At 62.0% G+C, this 16,837-nt stretch carries 12 protein-coding genes and 1 riboswitch; of the genes, 7 read left to right on the top strand and 5 right to left on the bottom strand.

All coding sequences use genetic code 11. The annotated features are described in order from the left end of the window. Position 1: 1 nt before the first annotated feature. A complete protein-coding gene (locus tag LAC81_RS02695) occupies positions 2 to 1,246 on the bottom strand; it encodes an aromatic ring-hydroxylating oxygenase subunit alpha (protein WP_223726618.1) in 1,245 nt (414 codons plus the stop codon). Positions 1,247 to 1,349: 103 nt separating this feature from the next. After that, positions 1,350 to 1,555, bottom strand: a riboswitch (cobalamin riboswitch). Between the two features lie 313 nt (positions 1,556 to 1,868). Between LAC81_RS02695 and LAC81_RS02690 the strand changes: the two genes are divergently transcribed. The 3 genes from LAC81_RS02690 (at position 1,869) to LAC81_RS02680 (ending at position 5,094) form a co-directional block, all read left to right on the top strand. Next, entirely contained in the window at positions 1,869 to 2,468 is a 600-nt protein-coding gene (locus tag LAC81_RS02690) for a DUF6656 family protein (RefSeq protein ID WP_223726617.1), read from the top strand. Between the two features lie 80 nt (positions 2,469 to 2,548). Then, a complete protein-coding gene (locus LAC81_RS02685) occupies positions 2,549 to 3,523 on the top strand; it encodes an L-threonylcarbamoyladenylate synthase (RefSeq protein WP_223726616.1) in 975 nt (324 codons plus the stop codon). Between the two features lie 137 nt (positions 3,524 to 3,660). Beyond that, positions 3,661 to 5,094: an FAD-binding oxidoreductase gene (locus LAC81_RS02680; protein WP_223726615.1), complete on the top strand. Its 1,434-nt coding sequence runs from the start codon at positions 3,661 to 3,663 to the stop codon at positions 5,092 to 5,094. A gap of 67 nt (positions 5,095 to 5,161) precedes the next feature. Here the strand turns inward: LAC81_RS02680 and LAC81_RS02675 are convergent, their stop codons facing one another. Continuing rightward, complete coding sequence (locus tag LAC81_RS02675) at positions 5,162 to 7,636, bottom strand: DUF1217 domain-containing protein (protein WP_223726614.1); 2,475 nt, start codon at positions 7,634 to 7,636, stop codon at positions 5,162 to 5,164. 336 nt (positions 7,637 to 7,972) lie between these two features. Here LAC81_RS02675 and LAC81_RS02670 point away from each other — a divergent pair, with 336 nt between their 5' ends. Further along, positions 7,973 to 8,539 carry a DUF6101 family protein gene (locus tag LAC81_RS02670; RefSeq protein ID WP_057250756.1) on the top strand — a complete coding sequence of 189 codons (567 nt, stop codon included), beginning with the start codon at positions 7,973 to 7,975 and terminating at the stop codon, positions 8,537 to 8,539. Positions 8,540 to 9,038: 499 nt separating this feature from the next. Here LAC81_RS02670 and ubiA read toward each other — a convergent pair whose 3' ends face one another. The 3 genes from ubiA to LAC81_RS02655 all read right to left on the bottom strand — a co-directional run bounded on the left by ubiA (position 9,039) and on the right by LAC81_RS02655 (position 11,865). Then, complete coding sequence (gene ubiA / locus LAC81_RS02665) at positions 9,039 to 9,998, bottom strand: 4-hydroxybenzoate octaprenyltransferase (protein ID WP_223726613.1); 960 nt, start codon at positions 9,996 to 9,998, stop codon at positions 9,039 to 9,041. Positions 9,999 to 10,071: 73 nt separating this feature from the next. Then, positions 10,072 to 10,878 (bottom strand): MipA/OmpV family protein, encoded by an 807-nt coding sequence (locus LAC81_RS02660; protein ID WP_113538023.1) that lies wholly within the window; start codon positions 10,876 to 10,878, stop codon positions 10,072 to 10,074. 171 nt (positions 10,879 to 11,049) lie between these two features. Next, positions 11,050 to 11,865 carry an AraC family transcriptional regulator gene (locus LAC81_RS02655; protein WP_223726612.1) on the bottom strand — a complete coding sequence of 272 codons (816 nt, stop codon included), beginning with the start codon at positions 11,863 to 11,865 and terminating at the stop codon, positions 11,050 to 11,052. A 109-nt stretch (positions 11,866 to 11,974) separates the two neighbouring features. Here LAC81_RS02655 and LAC81_RS02650 point away from each other — a divergent pair, with 109 nt between their 5' ends. The 3 genes from LAC81_RS02650 (at position 11,975) to LAC81_RS02640 (ending at position 16,765) form a co-directional block, all read left to right on the top strand. Beyond that, positions 11,975 to 13,171: an MFS transporter gene (locus LAC81_RS02650; protein WP_113538025.1), complete on the top strand. Its 1,197-nt coding sequence runs from the start codon at positions 11,975 to 11,977 to the stop codon at positions 13,169 to 13,171. Positions 13,172 to 13,358: 187 nt separating this feature from the next. After that, positions 13,359 to 14,399 (top strand): ABC transporter substrate-binding protein, encoded by a 1,041-nt coding sequence (locus LAC81_RS02645; protein WP_223726611.1) that lies wholly within the window; start codon positions 13,359 to 13,361, stop codon positions 14,397 to 14,399. Further along, positions 14,396 to 16,765 (top strand): putative bifunctional diguanylate cyclase/phosphodiesterase, encoded by a 2,370-nt coding sequence (locus tag LAC81_RS02640; RefSeq protein WP_223726610.1) that lies wholly within the window; start codon positions 14,396 to 14,398, stop codon positions 16,763 to 16,765. Before LAC81_RS02645 ends, LAC81_RS02640 begins: the two co-directional genes overlap by 4 nt. Positions 16,766 to 16,837 lie beyond the last annotated feature (72 nt).

Below are 16,837 nucleotides of genomic sequence, written 5' to 3'. Positions count from 1 at the left end.
GTCAGGCGACCTTTGAAAGCGGAGCCGCATCGCCTGCAAGGCGCTGCTCCATGAACTTGCAGTACCATTCGACGAACTGCATCACGCCGCCTTCATGGTCCGGCGAATAGGGGCCAGGCTCATAGGCCGGCGAGCGGATGCCGAAGGCGTTTTCTTCGACGATCTGGCGGTCCTGGTCGTTGGTCTCGGTCCAGACATGGGTCAGGTCATCGAGCGTGTAGTCGACGCCCTCGACCGCGTCCTTGTTGACCAGCCACTTGGTCGTCACCTGGGTGAGTTCCGGCCCGAGTGGCAGAACACGGAAGGTGATGGCATGGTCGGAAAGCACATGGTTCCAGGTCGTGGGGTAATGGAACATCAGAAGCGTGCCGATCTGCTTCTGCCTGACATCGGCCGACAGCGCCCTTTTGACGGCAGCCGCACCCGACATGGTGTAGCTTTCGGCATTGTCGACCAGCGGCATGCGCGCGGCGCGGAACTGGCCGGTCGGAGACATCCGGAATTCGCTCGGCAGGCCTTCGGCCTCGCACTTCGCCCAATGGGCGGCAATCACCGGATCATCCTTGGCGCCCTGTACCCCGGTAGCAGTCGGCGCCTCTGGATAGGTGCGGCAGAGCTCCGGATGATTGGCGGCGCAATGATAGCACTCGCGATTGTTTTCCCAGACGAGCTTCCAGTTGCCCTTTTCGATGATCGTGCTTTCGAAGGCGACTTTGGTCTCTCCCAGCCGGTGCGGCGCGAGATAGGGCGTGGCCAGCTCACGGAAGGCCGCAAAATCTGCCGGCGTCTCCGACAGGTTGATGAAGATGTAGCCGCCGACCGTTTCGCAATGGATCGGCTTCAGGCTGTGGGCCGCCTTGTCGAAATCCTCGCCCATCTGGCGTGCGAAGAGCAGCGAGCCGTCGAGTTCGTAGGTCCACTGGTGATAGGGACAGACGAGCTTTGCCGAAGAGCCCTTTGCTTGCGTGCAGACGCGGGAACCGCGATGCCGGCACGAATTGTGCAGCGCGCGGATCGTGCCCTGGCGATCGCGGGTAACAACAACCGGATAGTCGCCGACCTGGACGGTGAAATAGTTGCCAGCCCGCGGAATTTCGCAGTCATGGCCGATGAACAGCCAGTCCTTGTACCAGATGTTTTCCAGGTCCTGCCGGTAGTAGTCGGGGTCGGTGTAGAAGGCCCGATCGAGGCTGTAGCCGTCACGCCGGCCCTTCAGCTTGCGAAGCATATCGGTCTTGGTATCCATGTCCTGTCCTCATGCGCCATGTTTCGGAGAGGCAGGACAGGAACCCGCACGGGCATACGCCCACACGTTCTCGGCTCCGATCCGGCTGCCCGCCGCAACCCGTTACGGTTATGTGCGTCAAGGCTGGTTTCCGGGCTCAGGAGCCGTCCTTGCGGACCAGCCCGGCGCCTTCCCGGACGGAACCGTCCAGTGGCCTTTTGCCGAGACTTTCGCTCCACCACCGTTGCGGGGGCAGCGCCGGGATTTGACCGGCTTCCCAATTCTCCGCCTTCCCTTTTGGAAGACGACACCTTGAGTGAGGATATGTAAGCGCGGAAGGCGCCTCGGCAGACGCCGGATAGCGACATCCAATTCCAGAATGACGACACCATCAAAACTGCCTTCCGAAACCAAATACGCAAATTTTTCACTTTATAAACATATAGATAGATCAAAAATTGGGCATATGCCATCTTTTGCGGCCGGCATGGCGCAGGCACGGAAAAGCTTCGCCCGTTTGCGACATTTCCGTGACTGGGCACAGGCATGTTCCGCTAGCGAAAGGAAATGCTTCGTTAACCATAAGCCACTAGGCTTGCCGGCGGACGAGGATGTCCGGCAGGCAGATGGCGCGCTGACGATCATGGCAAAGCTTAGATATTACGACGCAGCGGCAGAGAAGCCGCCGGCGGTCACGTCGAAGACGGCAGTTCACACCGAGTTTCTGCGCACCGGCCGGATCAACCGCCGGCAATGGATGCCGACCGAGCGACGCTACCTGAGCTATGAGGAAGTCGCTGACCGAACCGGCAAGAAGCTTTCGACCGCCGGCGACACGACGCACAAGCGGATCAACGGCTTTCATGCCTCGATCCAGTTTCCGAAGTTGATCTTCCACCGTACGCTCGTTGGCAAGCCGCACCTCGGCTATTGCCATGTGACGGCCGCTCGGACGGCGGTCACACCTTCCAAGGACATCACCTGGTCGTTCTATTTCGCCAATTTTTTCAGCGACCTTGGTGACGAGACGCATTTCTTCGACCGCATCCAGGCCGGCTATTCCCGCATGTACTTCGCGGTCGCGATCGAGCCGAACGCCGAAGACGGACAGATGGTCATCAATCGCAACGTCCGCGACAACGGGCTTCTCTTCCGCACCGACGACCCAAAGGTCGCTCTCAAGAACGTGCTGATGCTGGGTGCCCGTGACGACGCGCTACGCCGTATCATCCGCAGCCTCTGAGCAAGCAGCCCGCTCCCTGCAAAGAAAATCGTTCTGTTTTCCCGGCGCGTCCGTTAAGGAAGCGTCGGAAAGGAACCGGCATGGCAGAGATCATCGACACGGATAAGGAACCGGACCGCGCGATCGATCGCGCCTGCGCCGTTCTCGCCGAGGGCGAACCGGTCGCCATCCCGACCGAAACCGTCTACGGCCTTGCCGCCGACGCCACCAATCCCGATGCGATCAGCCGCATCTACGAGATGAAGGGCCGGCCGCGCTTCAATCCGCTGATCTCGCATGTTTCCGACGTGGCGATGGCCGAGACCCATGTGCGCTTCGATCCCCTGTCCCGACGCCTGGCGAAAGCGTTCTGGCCCGGCCCCCTGACGCTGATCCTGCCGCAGCGACCCGAGAGTACAGTGCATGCCCTCGCCTCGGCCGGCCTGGACACACTTGGCATTCGCATGCCCGACGGGTTTTCGCGCCGGGTGATCGCCCGTTTCGGACGACCTCTGGCGGCACCGAGCGCCAATACCTCGGGCAAGATCAGCCCAACCAGTGCCGCCCATGTCGATGCCGATCTCGGACAAAAGCTGAAACTGATCCTCGATGCCGGTCCGGCGCAAATCGGGCTCGAGTCGACGATCATCAAGGTCGATGGCGACGAGATCCGGCTACTCCGGCCGGGTGGCCTCGATGCCGCCGAGATCGAACGCCTGCTCGATCGTCCGGTGATCAGGGCGGAAACCGCGGGTGCGACGATCGAGGCGCCGGGGATGCTGGCCTCGCATTATGCGCCGGGTGCAGCCGTCAGGCTCGAAGCCACCGATGTGCGGGCGGGCGAGGCCCTGATCCGTTTCGGCGGCGGCCGGGTCCTCGGCGAGGAACAGGCGGCTGTCGTTCTCGATCTGAGCCCGACCGGAAACCTGCGCGAAGCGGCCGCCAATCTCTTCGACTATATGAAGCGGGCCGACGCCAGCGGCGCTGCAACGATCGCCTTCGGCCCCATCCCTTCGGAAGGATTGGGAGAAGCCATCATCGACCGGCTGCAGCGGGCGGCGGCACCACGAGGGTAAGATCGCGTGCGGTTCCGCACCCACCCTCAGCGAGCGGCTGCGATTGCGGTTATGATCGCAGGCGATACGAACCGAGGATCGCGTCTTCAGATCGACCGATCCGATAGCGCGCGCAAGCGCAATGCGAAGGCTGACCCATGACGACGCTTCCCTCTCCCGAACTCATCGCCTCCTTCGTCGAGATCGTCGGCAGCGCCAATGCCCTTACCGCGGAAGCGGACAAGGCGCGCTATCTCGTCGAATCCCGGGGGCTTTATCGCGGCACGACGCCGATGGTACTGCGTCCCGGCTCGATCGACGAGGTCTCACGCATCATGAAACTCGCCAGCGCGACCCGCACGGCGATCGTGCCGCAGGGCGGCAATACCGGCCACGTCGCCGGGCAGATCCCGCGGGACGGCAAGGCGGACATCGTGCTTTCGCTCGAACGGCTGAACCGGATCCGCGACATCGATCCGGTCGGCAACGTGATCGTTGCGGATGCCGGCTGCATTCTTGCAGATATCCAGAAGGCGGCGGACGATCACAATCGCCTGTTCCCGCTGTCGCTCGGATCGGAAGGCTCCGCCCGGATCGGCGGCAATCTCTCCACCAATGCCGGCGGCACCGCCGTGCTCGCCTACGGCAACATGCGCCAGCTTTGCCTCGGCCTCGAAGTCGTGCTGCCAACCGGCGAGATCTGGGATGGTCTGCGCCGGTTGAAGAAGGACAATACCGGCTACGACCTGCGCGACCTCTTCATTGGCGCGGAGGGCACGCTCGGCGTCATCACCGGCGCGGTGCTCAAGCTGTTCCCGAAGCCGCTCGGGCATCGGGTCGCCTTCGCCGGCGTGGGCAGCGTCGAGCACGCGCTCGCCCTCTTCGAAAAGGCCTCCAGTCTTTGCGGTCCGGCGCTGACCGGTTTCGAGCTGATGCCGCGCCTCGGCGTGGAATTCACCACGAAACACATTCCCGGCGTTCGCGACCCGATGGAAACCGTCCATCCCTGGTATGTGCTGATCGACATCTCGACCGCGGATTCGGCCGAAAGCGCCGAGCGCATGGTCAACGATCTTCTAGAACAGGGCCTTGCCGCCGGTCTCGTCGAAAACGCCGTGATTGCTGCAAATGAGGCGCAGGCGAAGGCGCTGTGGCATATGCGCGAAAGCATGTCACCAGCGCAGAAGCCCGAGGGCGGCTCGATCAAGCACGATGTTTCGGTGCCCGTTTCCAGCATTCCCACCTTCATGAAGGAAGCGGACGCCGCTGTCATGAAGGCGATCCCGGGAGCGCGCATCTGCTCCTTCGGCCACATGGGCGACGGAAACATCCACTACAACATCTCGCAGCCGGTCGGCGCCGACAAGCAGGCCTTCCTCGACCGCTGGCGCGAGATCAACGCCATCGTCCACGGCATCGTTCTGAAATATAACGGCTCGATCTCGGCCGAACACGGCATCGGCCAGTTGAAGCGCGACGAGCTTGCCGAGGTCCGTCCGCCGATCGAGATCGAACTGATGCAACGGATCAAACACGCGTTTGATCCTGCAGGCGTCATGAATCCGGACAAGGTGCTGCGCGCAGACCGGTGAAGCGGGCGCGCCTCAGCCGCAGGCCCGCGCCCTTCCGCAGCGACTCATACGTTCGGGTTGAGTAGCGTCAGCGTCCGCCCGCGCGCAGCTGTGAAAGGGACAGGAGCGTCTCGGCGCTGACACCGCCTCCACCGCTACCGCTGAGAATGGCCAACCCCGGTGATACGTCCGTGTTGTTTTCGACGTCATAAAGCGCCGTGAACCGCTGCAGAAGCTTCTCGAGCTTTTCAGGGTCCTGCAGATCCTTGATGTCGACGACACGCTCGATATAAGCGGCCTGCGCCTCGATCTTGGCGTTCTGCAGACCCTCCGGCATGCTGTAGGCCGTCTTGATAACCTGGAACAGGGCGGTCTCGGCCAGGATGTCGTAAGCGGTGTTGATCTCAGGAGCCTTGCGCTTGAAATAGAGCGCAAGACGGACGCCGCCGTTGTCAGCGCCTTCCGTCTCCTCAAGCGACTGATTGAGATAGAGGTCGACTGTGGTGACAAGTCCGCGCCGGGTCTGGATCTGGCCCGCCTCGCCCCTGATGATCTTCCCCTCCTGGTCGAAATTGAAGGAGGCAACGATTTCGCGATACCTCAGCCCGTTCGGATCGGTATTGATGAAGCTCTTGGGATCGTCGAGATTGGACGTGAACATGTCCTTGAGGTATTCGGTCTTGACTGTTTCCGGATCGATGCCGGCGCCGACGAGAACGAAATCGACCAGACGCCGGTTGGCGAGGAAGGCGTCGAGCGTCTCCACCTTTTCGATCTCGGCGGTGTAGTACTTGGCTTCCTCCTGCGCCTTCTCCTTGGCGACCTTCTTTTCTTCATCCGTGCCGAAACGCGACTTGGCAATCACGTAGGCCTTGGCCGTGTTCATGATGTCGGCTTCGCTCTGCGCCAGCTTTGGTGCGCCGAGCGTGCCGTCCGGATTGAAGTTGAACGCTTTTACGAGCTTGACGTAGCGCTCATCGCGCAGGGTATTGGCATAGCTCTTGGGGTCATTGAGATCGCTGGTCAGAATCCGCTTCAGCGTTCGCGTGCTCAGATCCTCATTTTCGAGGCCGAAAGCGCGCAGCATGAATTTCTTCATGTCATTGTTGGCAAGCAGATCGTCGACCGATTTCAACGTACCGATCAGCAGCTTGAAGCGCTTGACCAGAGCTTCGTCCTCGGCATCGCTCTTGTCGTTATAGCGCACCATGTACTCGTCGGATGTCGTCTTCATCTGGGCCGCATCCTGCGCGGTCTTGCCCGCTTGCAGCGTACCGTCAGTCTGGAAGTTGAAGGCGGCGAGCATCCTCTTGTAGGCGGCGTTGTATTCGCCGCCATATTTGTTGACGTAGCTCTCCGGGTCGTTGATGTCGCTGGTGAGGATGTTTTCGACCGTGGATGGCATCGTCGTCGCAGACGGCAAGCCGAAAGCGGTGATGACGTAGTTGAGCAGGCGATTGTCGGCAATCAGGTCCGACACCTTGGTAATGCTGCCGATCTTCTGCTCGTAATATTCCTTGTTGAGCAACGCGCCAGCACCGGTCAGCCGTGTGCCGCCCGAAGGCGTGGCGCCAGGCCGCTGGAAGACATAGGCCTCGTTGAGCAGCGTCTTCTTTTCGTCGCTGATCGCCTTCTCGCCGGCCGGCACGCTGCCGTCGGCATTGAAATTGAACGTCGAGGCGAGCTGGATATAGACATCGAGACCGCTGATCTGCCTGGCAAGCGTGTTCACCTCCAGCGACAACTGCGCCTTTAGCGCCGGCGCCTGGTCGCGCGGCGGCAGCCGCGCATCGAGGTCGCTGACGATCGCGTTTTGCTCATCGATCTTCGTCTGGATGGCAGGCTTGTCGGCATCGGGTGCGGCAGCCAGTTGGGCTGTCAGGCTGGTGATCTGGGCCAGCGCCGTGTCGCGTGCGCCGAGGTCCGTCAGTTGCTTGCTCGCTTCGGTCAACCGCGTCTTGGCTGCCGTCTGGTTGGCGGTCAAGGTCGCGGGATCGCTGGTCAATGCATTGCGAACTTCTGTGTACGAAAAGGTCTTCGGGTCCAGTCCAAACACGGTGAAGGCAAAGGAGCGCAGCTTTTCGTTGCCCAGAAACTGGTCGACGTCAGTCACCAGATCCATGGCCGCGCCAAAATAGGCCATCTCCTGCCGCATGACTGTATCGAGATTCGTGATGCGGTCGTTGTAGAGGCCGATCAGCGCGTCCTGCTGTGCGTTGGTTTGGGCCACCGCAGTGGCGGAACTGAAATTGAAGGCCTGCGCGAAATTGCGGTAGCGTTCATCCGTGAGACGGTTGGCAAAACTGTTGTCGTCCTTGAGGTCGCTCTCCAGGACCTTGCGCATGAAGGCCTTGGCATAGGTCATGTCCTCCAGGCCATGCGCCTTCATCGCGTAGGAGTAGAGCCGGTAGTCGTCGAGGAACTCGTCGACGGATTTCACGCTGCCGATGTTTTCCCGATAGTACTCGGCTTCGCGCGCGATCTGCGGCTGCTGGGCAACGCGATTGAGGCTGCTGCGCAAATCACGTGTGATGCGACTGTAGTCGAGATAGGTCGATACCATGCCTGGCCCCGTCGGTTACCCATGGGGCGGCCGATCCAACCCCGAAACAGAATTCTGACGCGTCATGATTGCAGCACTGGCTTGTGTGTGGCTTTTCGCCGGCGGCCGGCACGCCGCCTGTTGCGCCCGATCGGAACAACACCGCCGAAGCCGTTGACGAAACGGAAACCCTGAGCGGTCGGCTTTTGCTAACCATCGAAAAACGCAAAGTTTTCTTAACCGCGATTCTTAAGCCGTTCGGAAAGGGGGGCGCCTATTCTCCAGCCCATAGAGGACGAAAAAGTCCCGACGAGAAGACCGGAAACCGGCTCTCAAGGAAAAACAAGGGCGATTGAAATGCGCAACACACTCTCTCAACCCGCATGGGTCGAAAACACGCTCCGTCTTGATCCGAAGCGCTTTCCACAGCAGGCAAGCTACGCTTTGCGCGGTCACACGGGTAATGTCACGATCAGCCTGGACGAGCGTGGCGCAGTTCTGCGCAAGGTGCTACCATCGAGCGGCCTGCCGCTTTCGATCGCATTGCCGGCGCGGGCATTCAAAGGGGTCGCGGCTCGCGCGATCGATCACGGCGACGGAGACGTTACAGTGACGCTGGAACTTCATCACGACGACCCGGACCTCTGCGTTCCGCTGCTCGTCGCACACGACCTGTCCGACATCGCCGCCGACTGGCGCGCCTGGGCGGAGGCCTATCGCATTCCGATGCTGATGGTCGAAGCCGACGGTGTCGCACGGCCGCTCGAAGAGCATCTCGGCGACGTGCGCACCGCGCCGGTCAAGCCGCGGCGCCGCCACTCCTTCTTCGCAGAGCGCCGGCCGCGCTTCCTCGTGCGCCGCTCCACCGGCACGCTTGGCGTTCACATGAAGATCGACGGGCGCGAGATCATCGCCCGCAGCTAATTCCGCAGCAGTACCTCCAGCGCAACAGCCGGCCGTTCCCTGCGGCCGGCTGTTGTCGTTCGATCTCCGTCCGCCGGCTCTTTGGGGGCGCTGCGGCCGACAAGCCACCGCACAGATTTTCCGGGATCGTTTGCGATGTTCCCACGGAAACAGCTCGGCCGCCTTCTTCGTGCCATATCGCGTTCATAGCCCAGAACACGAAAGAAGGAGAAACCCGATGCGCAAGCATATCGCCGCCGCCGTTGCCGTCATTCTGTCCAGCTTCCGTGCGCGTCACGAAGCGAAGAAGCGCAAGGCCGCCCGCGACATCAGCTGGGCCTGAGACTTTCCCGCCCCGCCACTACAGCGCCGCGCGTCTTATCAGACGTGCAAAGGTCGCTGTAGTACCTTCATGGCCGCATGTTTTTACCCTTAAATCGGCTAGGATCTAAGGAAACATGCCGGAGCGGGACGGACCGAATGCGTGAAGACGAGATCCTCCGCCGCGACGGAGGATTTTTCACATCAGGCGAACGAGAAACGCCAGCACCAGGCCGACAAAGATGATCAGGCCGACCACCCCATTGAACTTGAACAGCGCCAGGCACTGCGCCGGGTCGTGGATATTCAGGACCAGAATCTGGTAGGTCAGCATCGCTGCCGCGATCAAAAGTCCGATATAGGCAACGGCGCCGGCACCGGCAGCCGCGAAGGACAGAAGCAATAGCAGCGTCGCGATGCCATAGAGGCCGATCAGCCACGGCCGCGGGTTTTCCCCGAACCGACGCGCCGTCGAGCGCACGCCGATCAACTCGTCGTCTTCCCGGTCCTGATAGGCGTAGATCGTGTCATAACCAATCGTCCAGGCAATCGCCGCGCCGTAGAGCAACACGGCGGCCAGCGACAGCGTGCCGAACTCGGCCGCCCAGCCCATCAGTGCACCCCAGGAGAAGGCAAGGCCAAGGAAGAATTGCGGCCAGTCGGTAAACCGCTTGGCGAAGGGATAGATCGCCACGATCGCCAGCGACAGGATGCCGAGCACGATCGAGAAGGTGTTGAACTGCAGCAGCACAAGGAGACCGACGAGCGCCTGCAGCACCATGAACACCTTGGCCTGGAGCCGCGAGACGCGTCCCGATGGCAGCGGCCGCGAGCGGGTGCGGGCAACTTCCATGTCGATGTCATGGTCGACGATGTCGTTGTAGGTGCAGCCGGCACCGCGCATGGCGATCGCGCCGGCGGTGAACAGGAAGCAATGAAACAGGAAGCGACCGAACGAGAACTGATCGGTGCCAGCGGCTGCGCCCGCGGCCAGGGCCACGGACCAGAGGCAGGGCAACAGCAGCAATTGCCAGCCGATAGGGCGATCCCAACGGGCAAGCTGCGCATAGGGCCAGAGCGCACGCGGCAGCACGCGATAGACCCAGTTGTTCGACGGTGCGTCCTGGACGCGGCCGGAATCGGCAGAGATCGTGTTCATGTCCCTGTTTGACGCCACGCATCCGGCCGGTCAAGCGGCGAGATCGCCGCAGACCTTGGGACCAAGCACCCGATCAGGGAAGAGTGAAGTCGAAGCGGTAGGTTGCCGACAGGCCGACGAGGACCTGATTGCGACTGCCGCGCTCCTGAACGAGGCTGGAATCGGCAGCAGGACCAAGCAGGCGCCGGTACTCGGCATAGGCGCTCGTCTCGAGCTTTTCGGTTGCCTGCCAAGTGATCGCAGCACCGACGCCGGCGGAACCGACGCCGCCATGGGGGCTGTAGGTGTTGAGCCCGGATGCTGCCGATTCGCGATCATTGACGCCATAATAGGCCGAATAGTAGCCGCTCGTGGCCGCGCTCAGACGCGGGCCGCCGGAAATGCGGACGTTGCTGCTGACATCGGTGAAAGCGTCAGCCGCGACGTCGGCAACGACACCATGGTGGCTGCGAATGCCCTGGCGCACTTCGGCGCGAACGCGCAGCCAGTCCGTCGGGTAGACTTCAGCGAAACCGCCGACTTCACCGCCGAACTTGACCGGATCCAGACCCTTGAGGTCGCGGGAAGTGCCGGAGTCGCGCTCGAAGATCAGCTTGCCGACGAGACCGGCACGGAAGCTTCCCTGGTCGACCAACGCATAGGACATGTTGTCGTTACGCGAGGAAAAGCGGACGGTGCTGCCGGCCTTTCCAAGGGAGATCAGGGGGGCTGCCTGGAACATGCGCTTGGAGGCGCCTTCGTATTTCGGTCCATAAAAGCCGGTGGCGCCGACCTTCAGATACCAGTCACCGGACCAGAAATATTGGCCGTCACCGGCAGAGGCGGCATTCGCCGACAACAAAAGGGTTCCAGAAAGGAAAGCGAGATAACGGATACGCAAGAAACAACTCCGGAAGAATCATTCGCCGGGGCGAAGTTTGACCGTGCCGGCAGGCCGAGGGAGGGAGATGGACTGGAACGGCACCGGGCGACTTATTGCGGCTTGTTCCTACGATTCCGTTAACCAGGTCAATTCAACATTCTTTTGCCATACCCGTCCGGCCGACGTGGATCACTGGCCGAGATAGGTCTTGAGATAGACGCTCGGCGGGCTGCCGAGCATGCGGCGAAACATGGTGGTGAAGGCCGCCACATTCTCATAGCCGGCGTCGAGCGCGACATTGGTGATCGGCTCGCCATCGGCCAGGAGCGGCAGCGACGCGAAAATGCAGGCCTGCTGCCGCCAGGTGACGAAGCTGACGCCCGTCTCCTTGCGAAAGAACCGGGTGAACGATCGCCGGCTGAGGCCCATCCGATCTGCCCACTGATCGATGCTTGAGGCTGCCGACGGCGCCTGCAGGAACTGCCGGCAGAGGGCCGCAAGCCTCTCGTCGCGCGGGAAAGGCAGGCCGAGCGGGCGCTCCCGCAACCGTCCGATTTCCTCGAGCAAGAGATCCGTGACCAGTTGTTCGCGCCGCTCCGACATCGCCTCGTTCTCGACGCTGACGAGCGCATCGACGAGGCTGCCGGCAAGCGGGTTGATTTCCATGACCATCGGCCGCTCGGCGCGCAAAAGGTCCGGCGCGAAATAGATCGAATGCATGCGCACGTCGCTGATCATTTCGGCCGAGTGCTCCATACCGGCCGGGATCAACAAGGCGTGGCCGGGCGGAACCATCCACCGCCCGCGTTCGGTGCGCATCAGCACCACGCCGCCGCGTGCCCACCAGAGCTGCGTGCGCGTATGGCTGTGAAAAGGAACCAGGAGGCCGGCGCTGTAGTCTCGCCCAAGCGCCAACACCGGGGCATTTCCCGTCTCGACCCAGTCGAGGTTCCGGAAGTGGTCGTCATCGGGAAGCTGCGGCAAGGGAAATCGGCGGATCGGCATTTGGCCCACTCACGAAAGAAATCGACCAGATCACAAAAGCAGGCCAACCGCAACCTCAGTACAGATAGCCCACGCCGCATACAACCTTCGAGACGGCAAGGAATCACCCATGTCTACCGTGACTTCAACTTCCGGGATCTCCCCGGAGAAGACGGCTTTCTCCGTCATCCTGGCCGTCAGCTTCTGCCATATGCTGAACGACATCATGCAGTCGCTGCTGACGGCGCTCTACCCGCTGCTCAAGGCGAACTATTCGCTCGACTTCGTGCAGATCGGCCTCCTGACCTTTACCTTCCAGCTGACGGCGTCGATGCTGCAGCCGGCCGTCGGCATCATCACCGACCGCTGGGCGCTGCCCTATTCCCTGCCGCTCGCCATGCTTTCCACCTGCAGCGGCCTGATCCTGCTCGCGAATGCGCATGATTTCTGGGTGCTCCTGGTCGCAGCGAGCCTGATCGGTGTCGGTTCGGCCATTTTCCATCCGGAATCCTCCCGCATCGCCCGCCTCGCCTCCGGCGGTCGCCACGGCCTGGCGCAGTCGCTGTTCCAGGTGGGCGGCAATGCCGGCAGCGCCATGGGGCCGCTGCTTGCCGCCTTCATCGTCATTCCTTTCGGTCAGGGAAGCCTCAGCTGGTTCTCGATCGTCGCGATCATCGGCTTCTTCGTGCTTTCCTGGGTCAGCACCTGGTATGTCCGCCACCGCCGCACGACGATGAGCCGGGCGGCACCGAGCCGTGCCCTCCCCCTGCCGAAGGGTCGGGTGATGTGGGCGGTTGCCGTGCTTGTGCTGCTGACAGCCACGAAGAACGTCTACATGGCGAGCATCTCCAGCTACTTCACCTTCTTCGTCATCGAGAAGTTCGGTATCGACGTACAGCAGGCTCAGCTGATGCTGTTCCTGTTCCTCGGCGCGGCGGCGGCCGGAACCTTCCTCGGCGGCCCGATCGGCGATCGCTACGGCGCCCGCTTCGTCATCTGGTTCTCGATCCTCGGCGTCATCCCCTTCGCCTTGCTGCTGCCCTATGCGAACCTGTTCTGGACTGGGGTTCTCTCCGTCATCATCGGCCTGATCTTCTCTTCTGCCTTCTCGGCGATCGTCGTCTTTGCCCAGGAGCTGGTGCCTGGGCGCGTGGGGCTGATCGCCGGTGTCTTCTTCGGCTTCGCCTTCGGCTTCGGCGGCATGGGCGCGGCCGTGCTCGGCATCTTCGCCGACCGGCAGGGCATCGAATTCGTCTACACCATCTGCTCCTATCTTCCGCTGCTCGGCATCCTCACGATCCTGCTACCGAAGATCCCCGCGAGATAAGGCTCGTCGCCCCGAAATCGCTTTCCGTTATCACTTTATTTTTCACCGGGCGCCGTCATGCGGCGCCCGGTTTTCGTTTGCGCCGCAAGCAGCACGCGAGACCCCTACTACTCGTCGCAGCCCTACGTAATCATTCATCAATTTTTGCGCGCTACGGTCGTCCGACGGGCTTGGGCAGGGGTATACAATGCAGGGGCGAACGGCGATTCCGGCCTTTCTGGCGACGTTGCTTCTTGCGACGGCGGTAAAGGCCGAAACCCTGAACCTGCTGATCTGGGAATCCTACATCGACCAGAAGATCCTCGAGCGCTGGACGTCAATAACAGGCGTCGCGGTGCACCAGGTCTATTACGACAGCGGCGACACCCGCGATGAGGTGCTGGCCGATCCGAACAGCCGCGTCGACCTGGTGGTAACCGGCGAAAACAGCGCTGCCCTCTTCGGCCGAAAGGGCGTGCTCGAAAAGCTCGACGAGACCAACGTCGCCTCGCTCCGGGACTATGACGAAACCTGGCGCAACCGCTGCTCAAACCGAGGCTTGCCCTATCTCTGGGGCACGATGGGCATTCTCTACCGGTCGGACGTCGTATCGACGACGCCGACCTCCTGGCAGGATCTCATGCGTCCAGACGCGGCGCTCGCCAAGCATGTCGCCATGTACGACGACCACAACGAAGCCTTCGTCGCACCTCTGATGCTTCTCGGCCAGTCGATCAACACCAACGACAGCGCGACGCTGAAGGCCGCCTTTAGCCTGATGAAAGAGCAGGCGCCTTCGGTGCTTACCTACGAATACATCATCAGCGCGATCCAGAACCCGACGGTCAGCAAGGACATCTACATGGCGCTCGGCTATAGCGGCGATCAGCACGTGCTGAACGACAAGGCCGGCACACCCGGCGCCTGGCGCTACGCCGTTCCCAAGGAAGGCACCCTTTCCTGGCTCGACTGCATGTCCGTCGTCGCGAATTCCCCGAACAAGGACCGGGCGCTGGCGCTCCTCGACTATCTCGGCTCGCCCGGCAGTGCTGCCGCCAACGCGCTGGCGCTCAACATGCCGACGGCAAGCCGGGCAGCCTATCAGCTCCTGCCGGAAGACGTCCGCACCGACCCCGCGATCTACCCCTCACCCGACATCCTGGCCAAGAGCCAGTATCAACAGGAACTGTCCACAGAGTCGGTGCAATTGCGCCGGCGCATCATCAGCACATTGGCGAACTTCCAGTGAACCTCGGCAAACGCGCGCTCATCCTGATCTTTCCCGTCGTTCTCGCTGGCTACTTGCTGGCAGCAGTCTCGGTCCACGTCACACAGAGTCGCTCCATTCGCGCGCTCGAGCACGCCAAGCTGTCGCAACGTCTCGAACATGCCGCCGCCGTCTTCCAGAACGAAATCGGCCGCAGCAAGGGTTTCCTCAATGCGCTCCTGAACGGCAATTCGCTGCGCCAGTATGTGTCCGAAACGGATGAGGACTACCGCGCCAATGCCCTCGGTGTCAGGTTGCAGGAAAGCCTGAAATCGCTTCTCGATGACCCGACAGGTTACGTCTCGCTGGCGCTGCTGAATTCCGATCTGAAGACGGACTATTATTTCGAGAACAGCTGGGACCCCTTCGCCCAGATCGACGGGGCCCAGCTCAACCTTGCGCGCCGCCTGATCCGCGAAGACAAGCTCGTCGACTGGACCTATCTCTACGAAGCCGGGCAGAGACCACGCATCGTCTATTCCTTCTTCCTCGATCCGGTGGCCTTTACCCGGCCGCTGCCGAGCAAGAAGTCGAGCGCCCTGCTCGTACAGGTCGCAATCCAGCCGGACCGCTTCCTCGACATGCAGCAGGCCCTGAAGAAGGAATACGGCTCCGACATCATGTTGCAGCCCTGGCCGCTGGCGATCACCGATGATCTTTCGGCGAGTGTCCATCTCGGGCCCTCGCTCTATGCGACGCTCACGGTTTCGAGCGAGCATTTCGATGCACTCATGGCCCGGCAGAAGTTCCTGCTGGCGCTCGGCGCCGTCGCCATGAGCCTGTTCTCGATCTGGCTGATCATCGTGCTGATCCGCCGCTTCATCACCGACCCGATCGCCGCGCTCGACGCCAATGTGATGGCGGTGATGGTTGGCGCGCGCGACGAGATCCGCGACATGGAGGAAAAGGGCGAGATCGGGCGCCTCACGGAAAATATCCGCGAACTGCATCGGCAATCGGTGCAGTCGTTGAAACTCGTGCAACGCAGTTCCTGGACCGACACCTTGACCGGAATCAGCAACCGCGGCCATTTCAACGCGCTTGCCGCCGGCGCCGTGCGCGAGGCGATCGCCGCCGGCGAGAAGTGCAGCCTGCTGTTCATCGACATCGACAACTTCAAATTCGTCAACGACAAGCACGGACACGAGATCGGCGACGAACTGCTGAAGACGCTGGCCGTTCGCATTGGCGAGCGTGTCGACGCGATCACCGAGCGGCGCGGCCAGAAGCCGGCCATCCTGGCACGCCTCTCCGGCGACGAATTCGCTGTGTTCGTGCGGTCTCGACCCGGCGACGGAACGGTCCGTGAAATCTCCGCCGCCATTCTGGGGCTGTTCGAAGACGGTTTCGAGGTGTCCGACAAGCGCTATCCGGTGACGGCAAGCATCGGCGCGGCGATCTGCCCTGACGATGCCACCAACCTTGCCGAGCTGATTTCCAACGCCGATGCCGCGATGTATCAGGCAAAGACCAGCGGCAAGAACCGTTCCGCCCGTTTCTCGCGCGCGCTCCACGACAAGCGCACGCGGCTGCGCCAGATCCAGGACGAGCTGCGCTCGCTCGATCCGGACGAGCAGTTCCACCTCGTCTACATGCCGATGGTCGACACCGAAGGCCGCGTCACCGGCTGCGAGGCGCTCTTGCGTTGGTACTCGCCGGTCCTCGGCAACGTTACCCCGGACGAATTCGTACCGATCGCAGAAAGCTCCGGCCTTTTCACCAAGATCGACTGGTGGGTGATCAACAAGGCGATGTCCGATTGCGGGCAGCTCAAAGCGCTCTTCGGTCCGGAAACGGTGCTGGCGATCAACATCTCCTCGGCCGAACTGCATTCCAAGGCGATCGCCGACCATTTTGCCGAGTGCCTGGAGCGGCATGGCCTCGAGGCGAGCTCAATCGAAATCGAACTGACCGAGACCTTCGCCGTGAAGTTCAGCGATCAGCTTCGCCGCAACATCGATGCCCTGCGGCAGAGGGGGTTCCGCCTTTCGATCGACGATTTCGGCGCAGGCTACACCTCCGTGCAGCAGATCATCGAATACACGGCAGACACCATCAAACTAGACCGGGCGCTGGTGTCGAACCTTACCGCATCGCAGTCGCTGCCCGTGCTCAGGGCCCTGATCGCCCTTTGCCACGCCAAGGACGTTGCGGTCGTCGGCGAAGGCATCGACACGCCGGAGAAGCTCTCCATGCTGACTGCTGCCGGCTGCGACCTGTTCCAGGGCTATCTCATCAGCAAGCCGCTGCCGATCGAAGACCTCGCAATCTGGGCGCTCACGCGCACCGCTCGATACGCGCGCGACGATGGGCGGGACGAACTCCAAAGCCGGCAGGCAATCGCCTGAACGGCAGCAACTGCCGGGAATCGCCGCCCCGCTCCCGCTTTTCCCTTGACCTTGCCGCCCTGCCGTCTTAAC

Origin of the sequence: Ensifer adhaerens (genome assembly GCF_020035535.1) — a bacterium.
GTDB lineage: Bacteria > Pseudomonadota > Alphaproteobacteria > Rhizobiales > Rhizobiaceae > Ensifer.
Note: the sequence above shows the minus strand (reverse complement) of the source record. Positions and strands in the feature narration are given on the sequence as shown.